Here is a 23,754-nt window from a genome sequence, read left to right as displayed (position 1 = left end):
CATCAAAAAAACGCGATGGACGAAAACACAGGTAAAAATCTCCCGTTGTATGCGGTAATCTTTGCAGTGATTGCAAAACTTTATTTTCTTTTAACCCATCATATTCAGGAAGATGCATTTATCACCTGGAGGGTCGCTCAGAATTTACTGGATTATGGGGTAATCGGTTTTAATGGTGAAACTAAAATTTCCGCTTCTACGACCCATCTGTACGTTTTTGTTTCTTATTTTTTTAATTTAATTTTTGGAAAAGAAAATTTCATAGAACCCCTTTTGGTGCTGAACACCATTCTGTTTACAGTGGGAAGTCTGTTTCTATCGCATCTTTTGTTAAAAAATCCATGGCATAAAGCAATTTTTATCTTTTTATTTGGTCTTTTACCACCGGCTATCAAGATATCGATCTTAGGAATGGAGTACGGAATTCTTTTTTTCCTTGAAATGGCTCTGCTTTATTATGGCTTAAAAAAAGAGAAAAAATGGGCGCTGATCGTACTGCCTGTTTTGATTTTATTCACTAGAATTGATACGGTGATTTTTTTAGGAATTGTCTTTTCAGTTGATGTGTTTTGGAACAGAAAAATAAAATGGGCTTACATTTCAGGTGGAATTTTAGGGATTTCTGCAACACTGGCGTTCAATTGGTTTTACTTCGGTGAAATTGTCAATAATACAATTATTGCTAAAAAACTTGCCTATGACAGAGTATATACGCTGCATCAGGATCTTGAATATTTCAGGTTAAATTACGGAAATTTCTGGGGAATGCTGAAGCTTCCGGGAGATTTTAATCCGTTGACTGTGGTCATTGCCGTTTTTGAATTGCTGTGCTTTATTTTCCTGATCAGACAGCGAGACAGAAGAAATTATTTTCTGTGGATTATCTTCCTGTTTGCATGGTCGAAACAAATCATTTTTCTTTCACAGAAAAGTCTTTTTGACTGGTATTACTGGGTTCCGCAGATTCTGCTTTTTGTTCCCGTTCTCATATTTGTTTTAGAACAGAAAGTTAAAAGAAACTGGTGGCTCTCTGCACTGATCATCTTCTATATTTTTCCGATGCTGGCCTTCCAAACCATACATTCTATTGCAACAGGAAATGCTGAATGGAATTACAGACGATCTATCGGCTTGTTTCTTAATATGTACGAGAAAGACAAGAAACAATGGATTCTGCTCGAACCGGCAGGTTATATTCCGTATTTTTCAGGATTGAAAACCATTGATGAAGTAGGACTGGTGGACAAACAAATCCAGCAGGAAATCAAAAAAGACAAACCTCATTATTGGCTGAATACGGTTAAAAAGAGAAAACCAAAATACCTGCTCTCTTATAATAATCTGTTTGAAGGAAAAGATGCCTATTATTATAAAACGCATTACAAACTTCTTAATGAATTCCGGATCAAAAATCACTTACAGAGTGATAACAGTATTTTAGAAAAAATTTACAGGCTGAAGCCGTCGGGAAGTGATTATAATTTGTATGAGAGGGTAAAATAGAGAGGGATTGAAGGATTTAAAAATTTAAAGATTTAAGGATTTAAAGATTTAAAGATTGAAAAATTTAAATAATATTTGAAATTGTGGAATTTGTAACTTTAACTGAACGGTAACTTAAAACTAAAATTATGAAGTATTGTGCTTTTCTGCGTGGTGTCAATGTTAAAGGCACTAATATGAAAATGGCAGAAGTCTCTAATGTTTTCAAAAAAGCAGGGATGGATGATGTTGCCTCAGTTTTGGCATCAGGGAATATTATTTTTACTTCTGATAAAAATGTCAGTCAGCTAAAAGTAATTCTCGAAAAAGCAATGTCAGAACATTTCAGTTATGAAGCTTTTCTTTTTATTAAATCCAAAGAAGAAATTGAATGTTTTTGGAACTCTAATCCTTTTGGTAAAAATGAAGATTTGCATGTGTATACATTTATCGGGAATCATGATGTTGAAAATATTTTGATGAATGAATTTCAGAATGCTTTAAAAACTGAAAATGAACATGCAAAAATCGTTAATGGAAATTTTTACTGGCAGGTTCCCAAAGGCAATACTTTAGATTCTACTTTCGGGAAAATTTTAGGCAGAAAAAATCTGAAAGATCAGTTGACAAGCAGGAATATCAATACATTTGAGAAAATTCTGAAGAAGCAGCCATAGATTTATGAACTCAACTGTCTTCTTTTTCTAAATTAATTTTTTAGTCCTGCGTCGTATCTGTTAAAATTTTGAATTAGTGAGAAAAGTATTCGTGAGAATCCTTTACACATTACAAATATTAGCAGAATAAATAATTTCGAATTCTGAAACTTTATAAGTATTTTTACTGAACTTTTTTAATTCAAATATAAATGATTCAGTACTTAGACAACATACGCCACAAAGATTCAAAAAACTTTTTTTTAATTGCAGGACCATGCATCATCGAAGGTGAAGATATGGCATTGAGAATAGCAGAAAAAGTACTTGAACTGACAGACAAATACAATATTCCTTACATCTTTAAAGGAAGTTTTAAAAAAGCCAACAGAAGCAGAGTAGATTCTTTCACATCTATTGGTGAAGAAAAATCTTTGGAAATCCTTAAAAAAGTAGGTGAGACCTTTACTATTCCGACTACTACAGATATTCATGAAAACGACCACGCAGCTTTGGCAGCACAGTATGTTGATGTTTTACAGATTCCTGCATTTTTAGTCCGTCAGACCGACTTATTGATTGCTGCAGCAAAAACAGGAAAATGTGTTTCACTGAAAAAAGGACAGTTCCTTTCTCCGGAATCGATGAAATTTGCCGTACAGAAAGTAACGGATTCAGATAACCAAAAAGTAGCCATCATTGAAAGAGGAAATTCTTTCGGATATACCGATTTAATTGTTGATTACAGAGGCATTCCTACGATGAGAGCCTATGCTCCTGTAATTTTAGATGTCACCCATTCTCTTCAGCAGCCTAATCAGAGTTCAGGAGTAACAGGTGGAAGGCCGGATCTGATAGAAACCGTTGCCAAAGCGGGAATTGCCGTCGGAGCAGACGGGATCTTCATCGAAACCCATCCTACACCTGAAACCGCTTTATCTGATGGTGCCAACATGCTTCGGCTGGATTTATTGGAAGATTTGTTACAAAAATTAACAAGAGTTAGAGAATCCATTTTGTAATTGTTAAAAAATCCTTAATTTTAGAATTCTAAATAATTTCTTTTGAAAAAACTAGTTTTACCACTGAGCCTCATGGTTCCGATGTTAGTATTCTCCCAAACCAAAAAAAGAGATACAACAAGAACAACAGATATTGAGGAAGTCGTTTTCCAGAAAAAGGTTACCGGAAGCACGAATGACCTTACGACTATAAAAATATCTGCTAAAGATGCTCAGAATGTTGCAAGCATTTCCGGAGGTATTGAAGGAATTATTAAAACTTTACCCTCTGTCAATTCGAATACAGAACTTTCTTCGCAGTATATGGTCCGTGGCGGAAACTACGACGAAAATCTTATTTATATCAATGATATTGAGATTTACAGACCCTTTCTGATCAGAAATTCACAGCAGGAAGGTTTAAGTATTATCAATCCTGATATGGTATCTACAGTGAATTTTTCTGCCGGAGGTTTTGAACCGAGATATGGTGATAAGATGTCTTCAGCTTTAAATATTTATTACCGCGAGCCGGAAAAATTTGAGGTTGCAGGTGAAGCCAGTTTAATAGGAGGAAGATTAACAACAGGTCTTGCTTCAAAAAATAAGAAATTAACAGCTTTATTTTCAGGAAGATACAGGAATACCAATTTAGTATTGAATACTTTGAATGAAGATACTGATTTTAACCCTGTTTATTATGATTTTCAAACCTTTCTGAACTATCATGTAAGTGATAAATTTACCATGTCGTTCATCGGATACTACTCAAAGAACGATTACGAAATGGTGCCAAAAGAGCGAAGTGTAGACTTCGGTTCTCTGCAGAGGCCAATCAATCTTTCGGTGTTTTATAACGGTAAGGAAAATGACCAGTATAAAAACATGATGGGCACGTTCTCAATGAATTATAAGCCCTCAGATAAATGGAGATTTACTCTAGACAGTTTCTCATATCAAAACAGGGAAAAAGAATATTACACGATCGCATCAAGCTATATTTTGCAGACCTTTGACCCGATTACAGGAACTCCTATTACGTCTTATGATGTAGGAGGGCAGATCGAACATGCAAGAAATGACCTTTTTGTAAGAACCTACGGAACGCAGTTCAGAACCCGTTTTTCACCCAATGTCAATACGGATATTGAAGTCGGATTTAAATTTGAAAAGGAAAATCTCCGCGATCTGACCAATGAGTGGAAATTGGTAGACTCTTCAGGATACAGCATACCGCATCCGGTTGATGATCCGAGATTTCCTGATGCTTCGGAATTAGATCTGTTTTACAGTATTGCAGGGAATAATCATATCGAACCAACAAGATTATCAGCATACGCACAATATTCCCAGAAGTTTTTCTGGGGTTCAAGCAAGATTTTTGTAAACGCTGGAGCGAGAGTTGCACACTGGAGTTTCAATGATGAAACAATCTTCTCACCAAGAGCACAATTCGCCATAAAACCCGAATGGGATACAGACATGTTATTCAGGGTCTCCGGAGGTATCTACTATCAGGCACCTTTTTATAAAGAAATCAAAGACCTGAACGGGAATTTTAATAACAATATAAAATCTCAGCGTTCGATTCAGGCAATTGTTGCCAACGACTTCGAATTTGAGTTTGACAACCGTCCGTTTAAGCTGACAACAGAAGCTTACTATAAGAAAATGGATAATCTGATTCCTTATTATATGGATAATGTAAGAATCCGTTATTCAGGTAAAAATAATGCATCCGGATATGCTTATGGAATTGATACCAGATTATTCGGTGAATTTGTTCCGGGAGTAGATTCTTGGTTATCTGCAAGTTATGCCAGGGTTTATGAAAATATTGATGGTAGAGGAAATATTCCAAGACCTACGGATCAGAGATTCAGATTTGCTATGTTCTACCAGGATTATATGCCGAAATTTCCACAAATGCGTGTAAATCTTACATTAACGTATGCGATGGGGCTGCCCAACGGAGCGCCTGTTTTCACAGATCCTTATCAGTACCAGAAAACTTTACCTTCTTACAAGCGCGTAGATCTGGGGCTTTCTTATGCATTTGTCGATGCAAAAGTAAAAAAACAAAGCTATGGCTTCCTGAGTAATTTTGATGAACTGACTTTGGGTGTTCAGGTCTTTAATGCCTTCAATATTAATAATACCGTAGCTAATCAGTGGATCACTGATGCCAATACCAGTTTGATGTATCCTGTTCCCGTACGTCTGACAGGAAGATTTTTTAACGTAAAACTCGAATTTAAGATTAAATAACCGTAACTGACTCCTGAAATTTTCAGGAGTTTTTTTTATTCATAATTTTATAACAATATCACCAAATTCTGTAACAATCATTCAGCAGATATTTTTACCTTTGTTTCAGCTTATGAAAAAGATTCTTGCAATAATATTTTCTGTATTCTACTTCGGTTTTTCTTCCGGAGCAGTTTTTAGCATGCATTATTGTATGAAAGAATTGGTTTCAGTAACTCAAAAATCTGATGATACCTGCAGCAAATGCGGAACGAAAGAAAAAAAGGACTGCTGCAAAACCGAAATAAAACTTGTAAAGGTTGATGATTCTCAAAAATCAGATTTTTTGAAAATTGATTTTCTGAAAAGTATTTCAGAGGTTCAGTATCATCACTTTTTCTCTACAGACAAATCATTTTCAGCTACAAAACTCACTCAGATTCAGATCAATGCACCACCGGGAAACCGTTCGGTTCCGATTTTTGTTCATCATTGTAATTTTAGAATTTAAAATCTGTCAGTCGTTTGATAATCATATTATAATTAACGACAGGCTTAGTCGCATCATGCGATTTTCAAATTATTATTTATTCTAAAATTTTAAAACAATGAAAAATTATATCATTACAGCCCTGTTTTCTTTATTTGCTGTCATTTCTTTCCGTGCTCAGCAAAAATCTGATGTACAGGTAACAAAGCTTTATCAGAACTATATTACAATTAAAGACGCATTGGCATCAGATAGTGCCGATAAAACTTCTCAGGCTGCAGTAGAGTTTATTAAAACTGCTTCAGCTATAGATTACAAAGTTCTTTCTGAAGGAAATGTAAGTGCTCTTAAAAAAGATGCAACAACAATTTCAAGTACTAAAGATATTGCAGTTCAAAGAGAGAGTTTCTTTAATCTTTCAGACAATATGATTACTTTGGCCAAAGAGTTCAAAGTTTCAGTAAGCCCGGTTTTCGTTCAATACTGTCCCATGGCAGACGGAAGCTGGCTGAGCAACGAGAAAAAAATCATCAATCCTTATTACGGAAGCTCTATGCTTTCCTGCGGTTCTGTGAAATCAGAAATCAAGTAAATATTTGCATTCGTCTGTAAAATAATCAGTTGGGTATTTTTAATTAAAATTTACTTTAAAATATTGATTAATATTCAGCTGGAAAGAATTTTGAAATGTTATGAAAAAAATAATAATGTTTCTGATGCTTTTATTATCTGTTTTCAGTTTTTCACAATCAGTAAAGACGCAGTACATATGTCCAATGGATAAAGATGTTGTTTCATCAAAGCCCGGTGACTGTCCTAAATGTGGAATGACTTTGGTACGGAAAAAAGTTGCTGTAAAAACAAAGGCAGCAGAAAAACCACCATTACAAAATATACCGAAAGCAAAAAAGTCAGAAATAAAAATCAAGACTAAGCCTGAGATTGATAAAAAAGGTAAGATTGAAAAAGTAAGCAGTGATAAGAAATCTAAAAAATTAAGTAAAACTCTTATTGCTGTTCAACCTGTTTTAAATTCAAAAATTCAAACTAAGCCTAAGTCTCAACCTAAAAAAAATTACACCTGTCCAATGCATCCTGAAGTAATTTCCGGCAAGCCCGGAAAATGCCCTCAGTGCGGAATGGATTTGGCGGAAGTTGAAAATAATTCTCAATCTGAGTCCGAAGGTCAACCTAAACACTCTGTTTTAAAAAGAAATTCTGAAAACGGAAAAGTGTCTTTTGGAGGAAAAACGGTTCGTTATGATTTGTATGTAAAAGATACGATTGTCAATTTTACTGGAGAAAACCGCAGAGCAATCGCCGTGAATGGGAAATTACAAGCTCCGACTTTATATTTTACTGAAGGAGATACTGCGGAGATTTATCTTCATAATAGGCTGAAAGAGAATACAGGTTTCCACTGGCATGGTGTTATTTTACCAAATGAGCACGATGGGGTTCCTTACCTGACAACGAAACCTGTTAAGCCGGGAGAAACTCATCTGTATAAATTCAGAGTGTCTCAAAACGGAACTTATTGGTATCATTCACATGAAGGTTTACAGGAGCAAATCGGGATGAATGGAATTTTGGTTTTCAATAAAAGAGAAAGCGAGCCTAATACCCAATACACAAAAGAAATTCCTGTGCTTTTAGGAGAGTGGAGTAACGAGAAACCGATGGAGATTGCAAGAAGACTTCATATGGCGAATACGGATTGGTATGCAATTAAGAAAAATGCAGTCCAGAGTTATTGGGAAGCGATAAAATCCGGAAACTTCGGAACAAAAGCTCTTAATGAATGGAAAAGGATGGAAGCTATGGATGTTAGTGATGTTTATTATGATAAATTTCTGATTAACGGACTTCCGGTTTCTGAATATCCAAATCTGAAAGCGGGAGATAAGGTCCGTTTGAGAGTCGCCAATGGAGGGTCTTCTACCTATTTTTGGCTGAATTTCGGAGGCGGAAAAATAAAAGTGATCGGAAACGACGGTAATGAGGTAGTGCCTGTAGAAGTGGATCGTCTTATTGTAGGTGTTTCGGAAACATATGATATTGAAGTGACGATTCCGGAAAACAGAAGTTTTGAATTTCGGGCGACTTCAGAAGACCGAATTGGTTATGCATCACTATGGTTAGGTTCTGGTGAGAAAATTGAAGCGCCGAATTTACCCAGATTAAAGCTTTTCGAAGGGATGAAAATGATGAACAGCATGATGAAGATGAGCGGAAATATGAAACCGATGAACATGATAATGGGAAATCAAATGATGGACATGAATGAAGTAATGTACCCTGAACTTTCTGAAAATCAGCGAAAAATGACAATGAAGCATATGAATGAAATGATGGGAATAAAAGAAAAGAGATCAGATAAAAAAGAAGATCATTCTCAACACTCGGGCATGGAAGAAGAGAAATCAATCAAAAGATTATCATATAATATTTTAAAATCTCCTGAAAAAACGATTCTTTCCGCGGAGAATGTTCGTGAAATGAAATTTGTGCTGGAAGGAAATATGAATCACTATTTGTGGACCCTGGATAATAAAACAGTTACTGAAACAGATAAGATTTTAGTGAAAAAAGGAGAGGTCCTGCGAATTACAATGTACAACAATTCGATGATGCGACATCCTATGCATTTACACGGTCACGATTTTAGGCTGATCAATTCAAAAGGAGAATATTCGCCATTAAAAAATGTTGTAGACATTATGCCGATGGAAACCAACACGATTGAATTTGCTGCCAATCAGGATGGCGACTGGTTTTTTCACTGCCATATTCTGTATCACATGATGGCGGGAATGGGAAGGATTTTCAGTTATGAAGATTCAAAACCCAATCCGCAGCTGCCCAACAGAAAATTAGCATGGAAAAACTTTTTAAAAGACAATAGAATGATCAGCTCGATGGCGATGGTCGATCTTCACAGCAATAAAATACATGCGGAAACCATGACGATGTTCGGACCTAGATGGGCAAATCTGAATGAGTTCCATTCGAATTGGGAATTTGATCATTTTGACGGAAACTTCAAAGTGGGTAGATTTTTAGGAAAATTCCAATGGGCAATACCATATGCCGGTTTGAGGATTCAAAAAAATCATGAAATAATGGAGCGACAGATGGCTGAAGAAATGGGAGAAGATTTTCATGGAAAGAAAACCTGGTTTGGTCAGCAAAAAGCTTCGGAAAATAAAGCTGTTTTTATCATTGGTGCCCAATACATTTTGCCGATGCTGATCACAGCTGATGCAAGTGTTGACCAAAATGGAAAAGTACTGTTGGAATTAAGTCGCGAAGACATTCCGATTTCCAGAAGATTAAGAGGGAATTTTAGTGTGAATTCTGATGGAGAATTTACCTCAGGATTACGATATATTTTACAAAAATGGTTATCCGTTTCCGGAAATTACGATAACGAAATGGGATGGGGAGGCGGAATTACGCTGACTTACTAAGACAAAGGCTGCTTTGATTTTTTAGCAGCCTTTTTTATTTATCTGTTTAGAAACTTTTAGTCAGCATTGGAAAACAATTACATTTCCAGCTGTAGAATTTTCTCAATCATTTTTTGATTAAAACTTTCAGGAATTGATCTCATCAAGAAATTCCGGATTGAGTTTCCATTTTCCCATTGAGAGAGTTTTCCTATTTTCCAACTGGTATTGACGATATAATCAACTTTTTTTCTTCTGATCTTTTGAAATTCTTCAAAAACTGAATTGAAATTTGTATCATTCTGTAAAAGTTGACCGATCACATAAGCATCCTCGATTGATTGACTGGCACCCTGTCCCATATTCGGAGTGGTAGCATGAGCAGCATCACCAATCAGACAGAGATTTTCGGAAAACCATTTTGGACCAGGAGCAAGGTCGATAATATCATTTAAAATAATATCTTCAGTTTTTGTCGTGGCTAAAATCTCTACAACTATTGAATCAAAATCTCTGAATGTTTCTATTAAATTAATGCTTTCTGTATAATTACTTTCGTTGATTAAAGCATACCAGTAGACCTTGTTTCCAGTAAGCTTTACGAAACCGAAACGTTTTCCTTTCCCCCAGATTTCTAAAGCGTGATGAAGATATTTTTCAGGAAGATCAAAATTCGTCAGTCCCCGCCAGCATTTTTGTTTTGCATTTCTGACGTTTCTGGCTTTTAAAATCTGTTTACGTACTTTAGAATGAATTCCATCTGCTCCGAAAACGATTTTACTTTTAATTTCGGTTCCGTTTTCAAACTTTAAACGGTAATTTTCATTTTTCTCAATAAACTGCAGGTTTTGATTCAGTCTGATATTTTCAAAACCGATATTTGAAGCTAAAATATGCTGTAAATCTGCCCGGTGGATAGCAACATTGCAGGAATTGAATTTATTTTCCAGAGCCAGAACATTGGTTGTTGAAATGGTTTTAAGTTTTTCATCCGTAATAAAAATCCCGTGAATCTTGTTTCCTGCATTTTCAATTTCGTTTTTTAAACCTAACTTTTCAAAAATCTGCATTGCGTTGACTGCCATCATAATTCCGGCTCCGACAGGTTTTATTTCCGGTGCAGATTCATAGATGCTAAAATCTAAATTCCGTTGCTTAAGAATATTTCCTAAGGTCAGACCGCCGATACCGGCTCCTATGATTGAGATGGGATTCATTTATTTTAGTCCGTATTCTAATAATAGGCTGCCTCTTTCCGATAACAAATATGTAATCTTTCTAAATTCCTCTCTTTCTTCATTGGTTGCGTTAAAACTACCAATACCATTTTCATTTAATAAACCAAAATTATATAATTCTTCTTCTAGTGGGATATAAAATTTTCCGTCTTTAGATTCCTTCAATAATATAAGATCATAATAAAATGATTTTTCAACTATATCGGCCAATTTTAAAAAATCAAGATAGCTAAATTGTTTATTAATGAAATTTCTAAATAGGCGACCAATAATTTGAGGTTTTCCTTCAGAATCAATCCTGTTTATTATTTCTAATATTTTTTCACCAACTTTGCGACTATGTTTTTCTGAATCATCAATATATCGGATTTCTTTTAAAATAAATTCTTGATCTAAATTATCTATTTCTTTTAAAAAATGAATTAGTTTATTTGTGAAAATTCTATCGCCAATTGTATTTCCAATATTCAGTAATTTAATAATTGTTCCAATTATCGGTATATCTTTTATAATACCTTCATTTGTAAAACTATCTAATGATATTTCTGCAATATCAGAGGCTAAAGCAAATTCTTCGCTTTTAATTATTTGATTTAATTTATTTTCTTCCATATTCAAAAATACAAAAAAGCGGAGTCTGAAAAATCAAACTCCGCTTAATACTTATTAAAACTAAATTATTTACCTAAATAAGACTTCAAAATCTTACTTCTGGTATTGTGTTTCAGTCTTTTGATCGCTTTTTCTTTAATCTGACGAACTCTTTCTCTTGTAAGGTCAAAAGTTTCACCGATTTCTTCCAGAGTCATTGGATGCTTACCGTTCAGTCCGAAATAGAGTCTTACCAAATCTGCCTCTCTCGGCGTCAGCGTGTTCAAAGCTCTTTCAATTTCAATCTGAAGAGATTCCAGCATAAGATCTTTATCCGGGCTTGGAGATTCCCCTGAACGCAATACGTCATACAAGTTAGAATCTTCACCTTCAACCAACGGTGCATCCATCGACAGGTGTCTTCCGGAGTTTTTCATTGATTCCTTGATGTCTTCTTCACTCATGTCAAGAACTTCTGCTAATTCTTCCGGAGAAGGTGGTCTCTCATTTTCCTGTTCAAGGTGAGCGTATGCTTTATTGATCTTGTTGATCGAACCAATTTTATTCAGCGGTAATCTTACAATTCTTGACTGTTCAGCCAATGCCTGTAAAATTGACTGACGAATCCACCATACGGCGTAAGAGATAAATTTAAAACCTCTTGTTTCGTCATATCTTTTTGCAGCTTTCATCAATCCTAAATTCCCTTCGTTGATCAGATCGGGAAGAGAAAGACCCTGGTTTTGGTACTGCTTGGATACTGAAACTACGAAACGAAGGTTGGCTTTGATCAGTTTTTCCAGTGCGACTCTGTCGCCGGCGCGGATTTTTTGTGCCAAATCAACTTCTTCATCTGCGGTAATCAATTCTACTTTACCAATTTCCTGCAAATACTTGTCTAGTGAAGCGGTTTCCCTGTTGGTAACCTGCTTGGTTATTTTTAATTGTCTCATTTATTTTTATTCTCAAAAATAGAGTTACTGTATATTATACGTTTGAAACAATCAAAAGGTTACACATGTTTTAATTATTTTTTATTTAATTAAAATAAAGCTGGATTTTTAGTTGTAAATTATCGCTCTTGTTTTTATACATGCGAAATGATGTATTACTTTTAGCAAAGTATTTTCAGTTACGTCACTTCGAGAGCTTTCAAAGAAAGCGTATCTAGAAGTTGTTGATCAATGACTGAATTTATTCGAAGTTCACGGGTTCTCGATACATTTTTTTCCGCTTTGCTTCAAAAAACACTCGAACTGACGGAATAAAAAAAAGTGAAACTTCTGTTTCACTTTATATATATGTAATTTGAAAATTGACTTTCAGAATTCACTTATTTACTATTGACTCTAAAAAAGGTCATTCAATACTTTTGCAAGTCTCAAACCTCCGTACAGAAGCTGTCTTTCCACAGTGTCATTAAACTTATACTGATAATCATAAGCAAGCTTTGATCCATCAGGGGTCTGTGCATAGATCTTATTGGCGATCTGATGTGAATCATACAGCCAGTTTTCTAAAGTCCCCGTCTGTATCTGCTTCACTTCGTCTTTTGTTTTAATATCCAAAAGTTTCGCATATTCTGTGTAACTGTATTTTTGAGAGTCCACCAATTTCCCATCCCAGACAGAATGCAGGTTTGTTTTTTCTCCGAAATAAGTGACATTGATTTTGTTGCCTCCCAGATCCTCTGATCTTCCGGTGTGCATAGGCTGTGAAAGATCTCCCATCATATGAATCAAAAAAATCAGGGCAATTTTTCTGTCTTTTTCAGAAGTTTTCTCGTCTTTGATCTGTGCAGATAAAGTTTTAATCTGAGAATATAAACTCGCTCCGGACTGTGCTTTTAAATTTTTTTCAAAAGACGGAAAATCTGTCTGCGGATCGATATTCACATAATGCCATGCAGAAGTCTGCTTCCATACACCCGTTGTATCCGATTTAATAAAATCAGGCCAATTGGCCCAATAAGCAAGACGTTCCTGTCCCATCATTTTCCTTATTTCTCTTTTTGCTTTACCGGACAAGTGGTTTTCTGCAATTTCTGCGATCACACGGTGACCTGTCAATCCCCATGCAAATGAATAGACAGAGCTGGAGATCATTAATAAAAGCAGCACTTTTGAATAAATACTTTTCATTTTTTCAGTAATAATTTTAGATAGACAAAGATAGGATAGAGTTTTCAAAATCAAGTGAAAATAAGGATCTTTTCTCATGATAATTATTGATTGTTAAATAAATTTAATCTGTCCATGTAAAAAAAAGGAAGTTTCAATTTTCAGTATGCCTGAAAGACTTATTCACCGCCCATCCATCCTCTTTATTTAAACTCAACAGACCTTTTATATAAGGAGAGTCGTCCGGTAGTATACAGTTTTTTTAAGAAACATGCTGAAGTAAGGATGAGAAAACATGTTTTGTCTGAAGATCATATACATGCATTCATTAATTATTTTGTCTTATTTTAGAGATAAATTAAAAAAAAATTAATTTTATACAACATAAATTTAAAAATTTAAAAAACTCTGAAAAAATGTGCCTGTTTTTATTCGCTAATTCTAAATTTTATTCCTAAATTGGATTGACAAAATATTAAAAATAATTTATCAAATTTGAGAGATATATTATTCTTATACAGGCAACCGTAATCACAGAACAAGAGTATGTACGACAATAGCATTGTAGATATGCATTATAACAAACTGCAGACAGATTTTAAAGCTGAAGCAGTTGCAGTAAATCTTCTTAAATATCATCGGTCAGTGAGTAATATTTTCATTGACAGGATTGGAATTAATGACAGGGCATATCTGAAAGACATCAAAAGTATTTCCAGTCATTACCTCGGTTTTGATGAAGAGGTTCTCAGCATAAAAACTTATAGGGAAGGTATTTACGACTATCTACCTGAAGGTATTTTTCACCCTCCTTCCCTTAATACTTCAAGAAAAAATGTTGAGAGTGTTGTTAACGAAATCAGAAAACAGAAAAGGGTAGAAGAAGATGCCAGAAAGTTCTTTATGCCTTTCGAACTTGAGATATTCTTTACAGAAATTGGTGCTCTGCTGAAAGAGTATGATTTTGATCTTGCCAGTGAAACAGATTCGCTGCTGACCGTTTTTTCTGAACTCTGGCCGGTTGTGAAAATGCTTGATAAAAAAAATGCTTACATTTTCATTCATATCTTACCGTTTTTTCACCAGATACGAGGTGATAAAAAATGGTTTGAGCGATGCATGACTTCTTTTCTGCAGGTTCCCGTCGAAATCACTTTCGCTCCCAATGTTATCGACAGGATCGAAGATGAGGATGATTCTATCCTGTTAGGGAATTCAAGACTGGGTGTTACTTTTATCCCAAGCGGAAGACACATGGACGGTGAAAGAAACTGGGTAGTGAATGTTGGGCCGATTCCTTACCATGAAATGAAAAAATATATTCCGGGCAATCCTTTCAGAAAAGTCCTTCAGGCTTTATATGATTACTGCCTGCCTGTCAACGTAGATATTGAAGAAAATTTTGTAACCGAAAAAGAAGAATATTCCTTCATGCTTGAAGATGATGAAAGAAATTCTAACAGGTTAGGTTTCTCTACTTTTCTGTAAAATATTTTAGTTATATTTACAATCATCATTCACAATCATTATTAATTAAACTCAATGGAATTTTCATCAGTAAAAGGGGTGTTTTTAAGGTATATATTAGTACCACTGCTTGCAGTCATTATGGTGGGCATTATGGGCATTATCCGAAGAAATCAGCCTGCAATCAAAATTAGGGTTATAATCATCTATGTCCTGCTTTGCAGTTTATGTCTGGCAATTCCGGGGTTTTTCGGGTTTTCGGGAAATCTATTTAATCCGTATTGGTATCTGATCTCACAGGGAGTTTATCTTTTACTCGGCATCATCCATGTTAATTTAATGCACCGGTTTTTCCGAAAGCATATTCAGTCTTTTGGATTAAGTGTACTGTTTGAATCTGTACTGTCTGTAACATGTGTTTTATTAGGGGCTTATCTGTTTGTTCTTATTTTCAGATGGATCAGTAAGGATCAGGGATATCCGGTGATGTCTGCAACAAGTGCACTGGTCTTTTTTGTACCGATGGTCTTTCATTACTGCTATATCCAGTTTATCAGTATTCCTGTTGACATATACAAAACATGGAGGTATTCTCCTGATCAGAAACCACCTGACTTTGAAGGAGCAGATTTTGACCGTCTGATGGTCCTGAATGTGGAATTGAGCAAAAACCTTGAGGATGCCAACCGCTTCAGAATAAAAGCTAAAACTTTACCTACTGGCGTTACTTTCGGAGACTGGTTTTTCAGAGTGGTTGACGATTACAATCATAAAAATCCAAAATCAATCATTCATCTGTCCAATGAAGTGAGAGAACCCTATTATTGGATATTTTATACCAAAAAATCTTTTTTCAGTTTCAGAAAATACATCGATTTTGATCAGGACATTACAGCAAACAGTATTTCTGAAAATGAAGTAGTGGTCTGTAAAAGGGTCATTCAGCATGAAGAGGAGGGAAGAAGAACACAATCATAATCACAAATTTTAAAAAGTATTACTATGATACAGCCAATCAGACATTTTGCGATCAACTGGGTAGACGGAATGAAAGTTTCTCAAAGACATCTCAATGATCAGGATAATTTTTTAATTGATACCATCAGGGATGCCAATTCCCTGGCGATTACAACATATAATTTCGGTTTACTGCCGATTCCAAATGAATTTACGGATAAAACAATATTTGACGTTCATAATACGGCTACCAATGACGTACAGCTCGTTATTAAACATTGCAGTGCCGTTACGCTTGCAGGTTACCGGATTGAATTAAGAGACAGGAGAGTCAGTGTAAAATCGCTTGCAAAGTCCATGAATATGGAGGAAGATCATATTGACGGCGAATATTACATCCTAATCTCTGTTAATCCTTTTGATAAAGTTCCATTTGGAGATATAGATCCTGAAGAGATTCCCCCAAGGCATCCTAATGCCCATGCCAACTATCATATTGAACTGCTGCAGGTTTCTTCTTTAAACAGCAGTTATTCCGGAGGAAATTATCTGGTCGTAGGAAAAGTTGATTTTAAAGGAAATATTACCCAGGTGAATACCAATTTTATTCCTCCGTGTACTTCAGTACAGAGCCATCCTGCACTGATCGATTATTATAACGGTTATGCAAAATCGATAGGCAACCTGCAGCAGTATGCTTTTAAAATCATTCAGAAAGCTTCCCATAAAAATCAGAACACGGCTTTAGCACTGAATGTAAAATCGCTGTGTACGGTATTGGTGAATACTTTTGGTGATATGTATTTCCAGTTCAGAAATGTCATTCCGTACCAGCCGCCTGTATTCCTGATTGAATCTTTTGCGAAACTGGCCTTAAGAATGTACAATGCAACACAGGTTCTTGTTCCTGCAGAACTGGAGGAAATGCTCAACTACAGTCTGGAATGGAGTGAAATAGCTCCACATACATTACTCAATCAGTTATCAACGGTTGCAGAAACCAATTATGACCACCATAATTGCGGTGAGCCGCTTTTGTATATTCAGCAGATGCTCAGAAGTCTTGAAATTATTTTCTCCAAACTGAGCGAACTGGATTATATAGGTCAGCGAAAAGAAAATATCATCGTCAACGAACAGGAAGTTTCTTCGAATACCAATCCGAAAAGAGGCTGGAGCGTTTTAGATTAACATCCGGTTTACAAATATCTAATCCCGTTATTCACATTTCGGGATTTCTTATTTAAAGTTTTAATTAAAGACTGATGTTTTATCTTCTCTTTGAAGTCATTTTTTCCAGATATAAAAGACTTTCATAAAACGGATAACTGTTGATCAGAATATGAAAATTTAATACAGATTTCATCGGCAGTTGTAATCTGTAAAGCATCTGTTAAAAGCAAAAATAATGAATATTAAAAAAGTAAGACAGGATACAGAAGGCCTGTCAGATAAAATATTTTTAAACAGTGCAGGATCATCACTGATGCCGGGCATCGTTGTTAAATCAATGATTGACTATCTTCTGCAGGAAGAACAACTTGGAGGTTATGAAACGGCAAACCGAAATGCTGATCTGCTTGAAGAATTTTATCAGGAGACCGCAAAATTAATTAACAGCAAAGCTTCAAATATTGCCGCTACTAACAGCGCTACTGATGCCTTTGCAAAAGCGATGTCTAGTATAGTTTTCAAAGATGGGGACTGTATTATTACAACCGCTGACGATTATGTATCTAATCAGATCGCTTTTATTTCTTTACAGAAAAAACTGAATATACGGATCATCAGAATGAAAAACCTTCCGGATCATGAACTGGATCTGGAAGACCTTGAAAACCTGATTAAAACCTATCATCCCAGGCTGGTAGCAGTGACCCATATTCCCACCAATTCCGGATTGATACAAAATGTAGAAGCGGTAGGAGATATCTGCAGTCAGTACAATATTCTCTATTTGGTGGATGCATGCCAGTCGGTAGGACAGATGCCCGTTGATGTTGAGAAAATTAAATGTGATTTTCTGACAGCTACAGGCAGAAAATTTTTACGTGGACCCAGAGGAACAGGTTTTCTGTATGTATCAGACAGAGTTCTTGAGCAACAATATGCACCGGTGTTTCTAGATATGAGTGGGGCTAAATGGTCAGCATATAACGATTATGAATTATTTAAAACAGCAAAAAGATTTGAACATTTTGAAACCTCATATGCATCACTTTCAGGTTTTACAGAAGCCGTAAAGTATGCAAACACTGTAGGACTGGATCATATTGAAGATTATAATAAAAAACTTTCCGAAAAACTGAGAGAAAATCTACAGAATTCAGGTTTTAAAATGTTAGACCGTGGGAACCGCCTCAGCAGTATCGTAACATTCTGCAGTGCTGACCGAGATCTGGAAAATATTCAGAAAGTTTTGAAAGAGCATAATATTCTCTTCTCAGTAAGCTATAAATTCGCTGCACTGATTGATTTTACAGATAAAAATGTTGATGGAGCCATCCGTTTTTCACCTCATTACTTTAATACAATGGAAGAGATTGAGGAAGTTTCGGGGATTTTGAGTGGGAGGTGACTTCGAGAGCCTCAGTCACCGTCGAGAGTTCAAGTATGGTGGCTTCGAGAGCCTCAGCCACCATCGGGAGATTCAGTTACCGTCGAGAGCCTCAGCCACCATTGCGGTTTTATTTTCTGACCAGTATTTTTTCAGTAGCTTTTTTACTTAATACTTCCTGTTTTCCGTCAACTTCCACCGTAACCGATCTGTCAAAGTCTTCGATTTTAATTATTTTAATCTTCGTATGAAGAAGTAGCTTTCTTTCGGTAAGATAATTCAGGAAAGCATCATCTGATAGCGTAACAGAAGCAAAAATCACATTTTCGCCTACTTTGCAGTCACTCAGCTTCTGTAAATCCTGGGAAATAATATTTCCGTCTTTATCGGGAATAGGTTCACCGTGAGGATCAAATTTAGGATGATCTAAAATTTCATCCATCTTGTCAAAGAATATTTTAGAATGTACGTGTTCCAGCTGTTCGGCAATTTCGTGTACGTTCTCCCAGCCAAAATTCATTTTTTTAACGAGGAACATTTCAGTTAACCGGTGCTTCCTCACAACAAGAGCTGCTTCACGCCTGCCTTTTTCTGTAACTTTCAACGGTTTGTAGGTTTCGTAAATAACCCATTTCTTGTCTGAAAATTTTTTCATCATATTATTAACGCTCGGCATTTTCACATTGAGAAATTTGCTGAGTTCGTTAATCGTTACTTTTCCTTCATTGTCAACTAAATGAAACAAAGCCTTCAGATAATTTTCTTCTGTTAATGTTGTTTTCAAAATGTTAGATGATTTTCATTACAAATCTAACAAAATAATATTTAAAATTCAGGCTTGCTGTTTTAACTTTTTTTAATTTTGCATCATGAAATTTTCATTTAAAAACGATTATTCTGAAGGTTGTCACCCCAGAATTCTTGAAGCATTGTTACGTAATAATCTCGATCAGCAGGCAGGATATGGTGAAGATCAGTATTCATTAAAAGCCAAAGAGGTGATCAGACAGAAAATAAATAATCAGGAAGCTGACGTTTATTTTGTATCAGGAGGCACTCAGGCAAATCTTATTGTGATCTCGTCTGTTTTAAAACCATATCAATGTGTGATTTCATCTTCAACAGGGCACATTCTGAATAATGAAACCGGAGCTATCGAGGCAACAGGACATAAAATTCTGAATATCGAAACGAAAGATGGAAAATTGAAGCCGTCAGATATACAGCCGGTATTAGACAACCACCAAAACATTCCGCATCAGGTAATGCCAAAATTGGTCTATATTTCTAATTCAACAGAACTCGGAACCATCTATAGCAGGCAGGAGCTCACAGAACTTTCTGAATTTTGCAGAAAGAAAAATCTATATCTTTTTATGGATGGAGCAAGACTGGGACATGCCCTCACCTCAGAGATCAATGACGTCAAGCTTGAGGACTTATCGAAATTAACGGATATTTTCTATCTGGGTGGAACGAAAAACGGGGCTCTGATAGGGGAGGCGATCATCATCAACAACCGGCTTCTGCAGGAGGATTTTGCTTTTAATATCAAACAAAAAGGGGCATTGCTTGCAAAGGGAAGGCTATTGGGAACACAGTTTTTAGAGCTGATGCGGGATGAGCTGTATTTTGAGTTGGCAAAACATGCCAATCAGCAGGCAATGAAAATAAAAGATGCATTATTAAAAAAGGGAGTGCCGTTTCTTTCAGATACGTATACCAATCAGATCTTTCCTATCCTCAGTCATCCTATCATTGACATCTTATCCGAAAAGTTTGAATTCTATATCTGGAAAAATGTGGATCAGGAATCTTCAGCAATCCGACTCATTACTTCGTGGAATACCGGTGATGAAGCGGTCAGTGATTTTATAAAGATTATTGAGAATCATTAATCATAAACAGGTTAAGAAGTATTTTGTATTGTATAGTGGAAAACCCTTCCAGCGTTTGAAACGCCGGAAGGGTTTGTCTGAAAATAAAAAGCAGTAAATTGATCACAGTCAGAGTTATTATAAAATTTGGCGCAAAAAAAAAGACTGTCCTTTTTTTGGACAGTCTTCTTATATTTCAGAAAAAATTTAATTTAAAATTTCTTTGATCCCTTCAAGAACTTCATCTTCCAGATCTTTTATTTTCTGTTTTTTTGCCCACACATACATTCCGATAGGAAACATAATGATCAAAAACGGCATTGAATCAAGCTGGGTCGTGGTTGTGATTTTACCTGTTTCGGGTTTTGTATCTATTTTTACATTTCCGGTCAGTGTAAAACCGCTCGTTCTGACCTGTAGAGCTCCAAAGCTCGTTTGAATTTTGTACTGTGGAAATTTTCTCCTTAAACCTTCAACAAGGTCATTTTTTGAAAATGGCTCAATATTTAAATTTTGCATAAAGATTTGGCTTATAATAAATAATTTCTGCTGTGACAGAATTTTTTGATGTCTTCTTACTTCAACGCTTTTGAAACCATTGCGCAATCGGCAGGTTCAAGTTTTTGCCCGTCTTTGTAAGCAATTTTATTTTCATCTGCATATTTCATTGCACCGTTTTCATCTTTTTGATTTCCAATGCCTTCTGAAAGATTTCCGTCTTTCTGGATGAAGAAAATATCTCTTTTGCTGGTTCTTCCTTCAGATGCAAATTCGTAAGTGAGTTTAAGGGTATCACCTGATTTAAAACCAGTCAGATCACCTTTCGAACTGTCTTTCTCACTGTTTTTATATCTCATTTTTCCAGTGATCGTACCCAGATTGTCATCAATATTTACAAAAACACTGTCTTTTCCGGTTACGCCCAGATAACAGAAAGATTTTGCTCCCAGAGTATCAACAGTTTGAGCTTGTGCAGTTGTATCTGTTAATGAATCTGTGCCGGAGAGAGGCTGGTTCGTTTCAGTTTTTTTATTGCAGTTCATTAAAAAAAATGACAGCGAACCTAATAAAATGTACTTCTTCATAAATTTTATATTATGTTAAATTGTAATGTAGGGCTAAAATAGGAATAGTTATCTGAATCATAAAATTATAAAGGAAAATAACGTATTAAATTCTACGTTATTTAACTCTACTGTAGTTTTAAGTAAGACATCATATCATCTATTGCATTTATCTTTAATTATTTCTTATGACCTCCTGATTTTCTTGAAGTAAAATACATATAGGCTAAACCTAAAGTAACTCCGGCTGCCAAAGCTACTTTCGTTTTTTTAGTAGGAACAGGAATACTGGTCTCTCCATAAATCTGATGGGGTTCCGGGGATGACTGTAGAACGTTTCCGGAAGTAGGTTCTCCATTTTTGATTTTCATCATCAGTCTCATCCCTGCGGAAGCAGTGTTGATGATGAACTTGGGAAACAATTCATAGATATTGACCAAAGCTCTTGAAGTAAAGTCAGGGAAAAGATCTTTTTTAGGCTCTTTTGCCAACTGGACTATTTTTGCTGCAGTATCTCTCGGGTCTGCTGCGAATGGAGGAACTTTAAAATCCAGTCCCGAATATTTTGCAGAATGTGCATTTCCTGTCGAACGTTGGATCTGCGGGTAAAGATTGGCAATGTGAATATCAGCAAAGTCTGAAATTTCACCCTGAAGACATTCCATCATCCCGCGGATACCAAATTTCGTTGACGAATATACAGCACTGTAAGGTGCAGGCATAAATCCTCCGATAGAAACATTATTGATCAGGATTCCTTCATTCTGTTCTTTGAAAATAGGAAGTACACTGTACGCTCCATGCATATAACCGAAAAGATTGGTTTTGATGACCTGCTCATGAAGTTCCATAGGAATTTCTTCAAACTTTCCGCTTGCCATAACTCCGGCATTGTTTACCCAGATATCAATACGTCCGAATTCGGTAATTGCTCTTTTAACGAGATTATCTACATCATCTGCAATTGATACGTCAGTAGATACAGCGATGGCTTTCACTTCAAGTTCCTGACAAAGATGCAGCGTTTCATCTAAAGCTTCCTGTCCGCGTGCTGCAATAACGATATTACAGCCTTCCAGAGCAAAGGCCTCAACAGCTGCTCTTCCGACTCCGCTGCTTCCTCCGGTTACAACAACGGTTTTACCCCGCAGACTTCTTTTTTCTAAAATATTTTCTGATTTCATATGGTGATGTTTTAAATGAATAGTACTGTTTACTACGTATCTATTTTTACACCAAAGACATAGGAATGAGAATTTATTTTAAAGAAAATGAATAGGCAGTATTTTTTTGAATTACAACAAAGTCTATGCGATGTTACCAGACTTTTATTTTTCCGCTGATAAATTTTCCATTTCTGTTTCGTGCTCCGTCAATTTTTATGATTATGGTGTCATGCAACTCCGTATTTTTAAAGTATGCCCAAACGACGTCTGCACTGTCAGCATCTTCAATATTCATGATCTTCAATGCGATTGAATCATTTTTGTTGCGGTCATAAGAAAGATTGAAAGGAAATTCACTTTTTTTTATAATATTCGTTTCTTCACTGGTGTGTAATCCTACTTTGAACCCTTTTTCTAAATAGGGAGTGAATGTAAAATCGTAAAGGTTTTCAGCATCAATAATTTCATATTGCAGGGTTTTCACAAAAACCTTCCTGCTTTTTGATTTTGCGACTGATGCGGTTTTGGCGCGATTTCTCCATTTTTGATAACCATACCATCCACCATAAGCCTGCAGCAGCCAAAATAAAAAAAACAGGATAACCGGAGCTATAATCAGATAACATATTATTTTATATTTCTTCATCACCTGTTATTTAAGATCAGATGTTTTTCCCGATTCCATTCATGCTCAATATTGGTCATTAACAATGCATTATCAAATAAAACAGATCCTTTGGGAAACATTTTTTCATTCCCGAAAAAGCTGGATTTTATATTCGAAACGTTTAACGCTTTCATTTTCCATTCGTAAGCATTAAGCCTTAATCCTTCAAATTTTTCTTTATTGGGAGAATATCCCAAATCTCCTTTTTCAAAAAAATCAGAAGCATTTTCTAAATTTTCAAAAATGGAGTTTTGATTAAATATTGCGGTTTCCTGAGCATCAATTAAAATTTCAGTATTATCTGAACTTTTAAAATCAACATGATAATTTCCGTTTTTTTCATCCACATTAAATGTTGCCAGATAGTGTTTTCCCGGAAATATCCTTCCTCCTACCCAGGTATTCAAAAGCAAAGAGGTATCTCTTCTTGGAATATAGACTCCTGATTTTACTTTACCGTGTTCATCCCATTCAACCGCTATCCTGTGAGCACCGTTTTCAGAATTAATTCCAATAAAATCAGGAAGACCTTTGGGTTTGATGTTTTTCAATCGAATTAGGCAAATACCAACAATGGCTTTGTCCTTATAAATTTTAGGACGGAAAGGAGAAGGAAGTATTTTTTCTACATCTTTTGGGTCAGCAGTGAAATTAATCAATATTCTGCGATCGATGTAACCGTGGATAACAGGAATCTTCATTATATAAATTTCTTACAGAGACGT

At 35.6% G+C, this 23,754-nt stretch carries 22 protein-coding genes; 12 read left to right on the top strand and 10 right to left on the bottom strand.

Annotation, left to right across the window (positions count from 1 at the left end):
* The first annotated feature begins 15 nt into the window (after nt 1–15).
* The 7 genes from AC2A07_RS09165 (at nt 16) to AC2A07_RS09135 (ending at nt 9,346) form a co-directional block, all read left to right on the top strand.
* Entirely contained in the window at nt 16–1,503 is a 1,488-nt protein-coding gene (locus AC2A07_RS09165) for a hypothetical protein (protein WP_484050145.1), read from the top strand.
* Nucleotides 1,504–1,631: 128 nt separating this feature from the next.
* The gene (locus AC2A07_RS09160; protein WP_484050144.1) at nt 1,632–2,159 is read left to right on the top strand and encodes a DUF1697 domain-containing protein; all 528 of its coding nucleotides are present in this window, start codon (nt 1,632–1,634) and stop codon (nt 2,157–2,159) included.
* Nucleotides 2,160–2,350: 191 nt separating this feature from the next.
* On the top strand, nt 2,351–3,160 hold the full coding sequence (gene kdsA / locus AC2A07_RS09155) for a 3-deoxy-8-phosphooctulonate synthase (protein WP_484050143.1): 810 nt from the start codon (nt 2,351–2,353) through the stop codon (nt 3,158–3,160).
* Nucleotides 3,161–3,202: 42 nt separating this feature from the next.
* The gene (locus AC2A07_RS09150; RefSeq protein WP_314491166.1) at nt 3,203–5,407 is read left to right on the top strand and encodes a TonB-dependent receptor plug domain-containing protein; all 2,205 of its coding nucleotides are present in this window, start codon (nt 3,203–3,205) and stop codon (nt 5,405–5,407) included.
* Between the two features lie 112 nt (nt 5,408–5,519).
* Nucleotides 5,520–5,897: an HYC_CC_PP family protein gene (locus AC2A07_RS09145; protein WP_484050142.1), complete on the top strand. Its 378-nt coding sequence runs from the start codon at nt 5,520–5,522 to the stop codon at nt 5,895–5,897.
* Nucleotides 5,898–5,994: 97 nt separating this feature from the next.
* Entirely contained in the window at nt 5,995–6,468 is a 474-nt protein-coding gene (locus AC2A07_RS09140; RefSeq protein WP_484050141.1) for a DUF3347 domain-containing protein, read from the top strand.
* A 100-nt stretch (nt 6,469–6,568) separates the two neighbouring features.
* Nucleotides 6,569–9,346 (top strand): multicopper oxidase domain-containing protein, encoded by a 2,778-nt coding sequence (locus AC2A07_RS09135; protein ID WP_484050140.1) that lies wholly within the window; start codon nt 6,569–6,571, stop codon nt 9,344–9,346.
* A gap of 77 nt (nt 9,347–9,423) precedes the next feature.
* On the opposite strand, the gene AC2A07_RS09130 is transcribed toward AC2A07_RS09135, so the two are convergent.
* The 4 genes from AC2A07_RS09130 to AC2A07_RS09115 form a co-directional block, all read right to left on the bottom strand.
* On the bottom strand, nt 9,424–10,542 hold the full coding sequence (locus AC2A07_RS09130) for an FAD-dependent monooxygenase (protein WP_484050139.1): 1,119 nt from the start codon (nt 10,540–10,542) through the stop codon (nt 9,424–9,426).
* Nucleotides 10,543–11,175 carry a hypothetical protein gene (locus tag AC2A07_RS09125; RefSeq protein ID WP_484050138.1) on the bottom strand — a complete coding sequence of 211 codons (633 nt, stop codon included), beginning with the start codon at nt 11,173–11,175 and terminating at the stop codon, nt 10,543–10,545. It abuts the gene before it with no gap.
* A gap of 65 nt (nt 11,176–11,240) precedes the next feature.
* Nucleotides 11,241–12,107, bottom strand: coding sequence for a sigma-70 family RNA polymerase sigma factor (locus AC2A07_RS09120; RefSeq protein WP_034757900.1), 867 nt, complete (start codon nt 12,105–12,107; stop codon nt 11,241–11,243).
* A gap of 396 nt (nt 12,108–12,503) precedes the next feature.
* Complete coding sequence (locus AC2A07_RS09115; RefSeq protein WP_484050137.1) at nt 12,504–13,295, bottom strand: S1/P1 nuclease; 792 nt, start codon at nt 13,293–13,295, stop codon at nt 12,504–12,506.
* 525 nt (nt 13,296–13,820) lie between these two features.
* Here AC2A07_RS09115 and AC2A07_RS09110 point away from each other — a divergent pair.
* The 4 genes from AC2A07_RS09110 (at nt 13,821) to AC2A07_RS09095 (ending at nt 18,276) form a co-directional block, all read left to right on the top strand.
* Nucleotides 13,821–14,762 carry a type VI secretion system baseplate subunit TssG gene (locus AC2A07_RS09110; RefSeq protein ID WP_314491142.1) on the top strand — a complete coding sequence of 314 codons (942 nt, stop codon included), beginning with the start codon at nt 13,821–13,823 and terminating at the stop codon, nt 14,760–14,762.
* 54 nt (nt 14,763–14,816) lie between these two features.
* Nucleotides 14,817–15,719 (top strand): TssN family type VI secretion system protein, encoded by a 903-nt coding sequence (locus AC2A07_RS09105; RefSeq protein ID WP_314491139.1) that lies wholly within the window; start codon nt 14,817–14,819, stop codon nt 15,717–15,719.
* A 24-nt stretch (nt 15,720–15,743) separates the two neighbouring features.
* Complete coding sequence (locus AC2A07_RS09100) at nt 15,744–16,889, top strand: hypothetical protein (RefSeq protein WP_314491136.1); 1,146 nt, start codon at nt 15,744–15,746, stop codon at nt 16,887–16,889.
* Between the two features lie 217 nt (nt 16,890–17,106).
* The gene (locus AC2A07_RS09095) at nt 17,107–18,276 is read left to right on the top strand and encodes an aminotransferase class V-fold PLP-dependent enzyme (RefSeq protein ID WP_484050136.1); all 1,170 of its coding nucleotides are present in this window, start codon (nt 17,107–17,109) and stop codon (nt 18,274–18,276) included.
* A gap of 109 nt (nt 18,277–18,385) precedes the next feature.
* On the opposite strand, the gene AC2A07_RS09090 is transcribed toward AC2A07_RS09095, so the two are convergent.
* Nucleotides 18,386–19,039, bottom strand: a complete 654-nt coding sequence (locus AC2A07_RS09090) for an iron dependent repressor, metal binding and dimerization domain protein (RefSeq protein WP_314491130.1) — start codon at nt 19,037–19,039, stop codon at nt 18,386–18,388.
* 85 nt (nt 19,040–19,124) lie between these two features.
* On the opposite strand from AC2A07_RS09090, the gene AC2A07_RS09085 reads away from it, so the two are divergent.
* The gene (locus tag AC2A07_RS09085) at nt 19,125–20,153 is read left to right on the top strand and encodes a threonine aldolase family protein (RefSeq protein ID WP_484050135.1); all 1,029 of its coding nucleotides are present in this window, start codon (nt 19,125–19,127) and stop codon (nt 20,151–20,153) included.
* A 186-nt stretch (nt 20,154–20,339) separates the two neighbouring features.
* On the opposite strand, the gene AC2A07_RS09080 is transcribed toward AC2A07_RS09085, so the two are convergent.
* The 5 genes from AC2A07_RS09080 to AC2A07_RS09060 form a co-directional block, all read right to left on the bottom strand.
* Nucleotides 20,340–20,651, bottom strand: coding sequence for a hypothetical protein (locus AC2A07_RS09080; RefSeq protein WP_314491123.1), 312 nt, complete (start codon nt 20,649–20,651; stop codon nt 20,340–20,342).
* A gap of 56 nt (nt 20,652–20,707) precedes the next feature.
* Nucleotides 20,708–21,217: a hypothetical protein gene (locus AC2A07_RS09075; RefSeq protein WP_484050134.1), complete on the bottom strand. Its 510-nt coding sequence runs from the start codon at nt 21,215–21,217 to the stop codon at nt 20,708–20,710.
* Between the two features lie 158 nt (nt 21,218–21,375).
* Entirely contained in the window at nt 21,376–22,380 is a 1,005-nt protein-coding gene (locus AC2A07_RS09070; protein WP_484050133.1) for an SDR family NAD(P)-dependent oxidoreductase, read from the bottom strand.
* A 133-nt stretch (nt 22,381–22,513) separates the two neighbouring features.
* A complete protein-coding gene (locus AC2A07_RS09065) occupies nt 22,514–23,008 on the bottom strand; it encodes a hypothetical protein (protein WP_484050132.1) in 495 nt (164 codons plus the stop codon).
* A complete protein-coding gene (locus AC2A07_RS09060; RefSeq protein ID WP_314491116.1) occupies nt 23,008–23,730 on the bottom strand; it encodes a DUF2071 domain-containing protein in 723 nt (240 codons plus the stop codon). The genes AC2A07_RS09065 and AC2A07_RS09060 overlap by 1 nt, the downstream gene beginning before the upstream one ends.
* Nucleotides 23,731–23,754 lie beyond the last annotated feature (24 nt).

It is taken from the genome of Chryseobacterium sp. HNCC26DJ238, from assembly GCF_057180465.1.
The sequence above is the reverse complement of the archived record's forward strand: the minus strand, read 5'-3'. Positions and strand labels throughout refer to the sequence as shown.

Coding starts and splice junctions, on each gene's coding strand:
- AC2A07_RS09165 (WP_484050145.1), top strand. CDS start 16: ATGGACGAAAACACAGGTAAAAATCTCCCGTTGTATGCGGTAATCTTT.
- AC2A07_RS09160 (WP_484050144.1), top strand. CDS start 1,632: ATGAAGTATTGTGCTTTTCTGCGTGGTGTCAATGTTAAAGGCACTAAT.
- kdsA (WP_484050143.1), top strand. CDS start 2,351: ATGATTCAGTACTTAGACAACATACGCCACAAAGATTCAAAAAACTTT.
- AC2A07_RS09145 (WP_484050142.1), top strand. CDS start 5,520: ATGAAAAAGATTCTTGCAATAATATTTTCTGTATTCTACTTCGGTTTT.
- AC2A07_RS09140 (WP_484050141.1), top strand. CDS start 5,995: ATGAAAAATTATATCATTACAGCCCTGTTTTCTTTATTTGCTGTCATT.
- AC2A07_RS09135 (WP_484050140.1), top strand. CDS start 6,569: ATGAAAAAAATAATAATGTTTCTGATGCTTTTATTATCTGTTTTCAGT.
- AC2A07_RS09130 (WP_484050139.1), bottom strand. CDS start 10,542: ATGAATCCCATCTCAATCATAGGAGCCGGTATCGGCGGTCTGACCTTA.
- AC2A07_RS09125 (WP_484050138.1), bottom strand. CDS start 11,175: ATGGAAGAAAATAAATTAAATCAAATAATTAAAAGCGAAGAATTTGCT.
- AC2A07_RS09120 (WP_034757900.1), bottom strand. CDS start 12,107: ATGAGACAATTAAAAATAACCAAGCAGGTTACCAACAGGGAAACCGCT.
- AC2A07_RS09115 (WP_484050137.1), bottom strand. CDS start 13,295: ATGAAAAGTATTTATTCAAAAGTGCTGCTTTTATTAATGATCTCCAGC.
- AC2A07_RS09110 (WP_314491142.1), top strand. CDS start 13,821: ATGTACGACAATAGCATTGTAGATATGCATTATAACAAACTGCAGACA.
- AC2A07_RS09105 (WP_314491139.1), top strand. CDS start 14,817: ATGGAATTTTCATCAGTAAAAGGGGTGTTTTTAAGGTATATATTAGTA.
- AC2A07_RS09100 (WP_314491136.1), top strand. CDS start 15,744: ATGATACAGCCAATCAGACATTTTGCGATCAACTGGGTAGACGGAATG.
- AC2A07_RS09095 (WP_484050136.1), top strand. CDS start 17,107: ATGAATATTAAAAAAGTAAGACAGGATACAGAAGGCCTGTCAGATAAA.
- AC2A07_RS09085 (WP_484050135.1), top strand. CDS start 19,125: ATGAAATTTTCATTTAAAAACGATTATTCTGAAGGTTGTCACCCCAGA.
- AC2A07_RS09080 (WP_314491123.1), bottom strand. CDS start 20,651: ATGCAAAATTTAAATATTGAGCCATTTTCAAAAAATGACCTTGTTGAA.
- AC2A07_RS09075 (WP_484050134.1), bottom strand. CDS start 21,217: ATGAAGAAGTACATTTTATTAGGTTCGCTGTCATTTTTTTTAATGAAC.
- AC2A07_RS09070 (WP_484050133.1), bottom strand. CDS start 22,380: ATGAAATCAGAAAATATTTTAGAAAAAAGAAGTCTGCGGGGTAAAACC.
- AC2A07_RS09065 (WP_484050132.1), bottom strand. CDS start 23,008: ATGAAGAAATATAAAATAATATGTTATCTGATTATAGCTCCGGTTATC.
- AC2A07_RS09060 (WP_314491116.1), bottom strand. CDS start 23,730: ATGAAGATTCCTGTTATCCACGGTTACATCGATCGCAGAATATTGATT.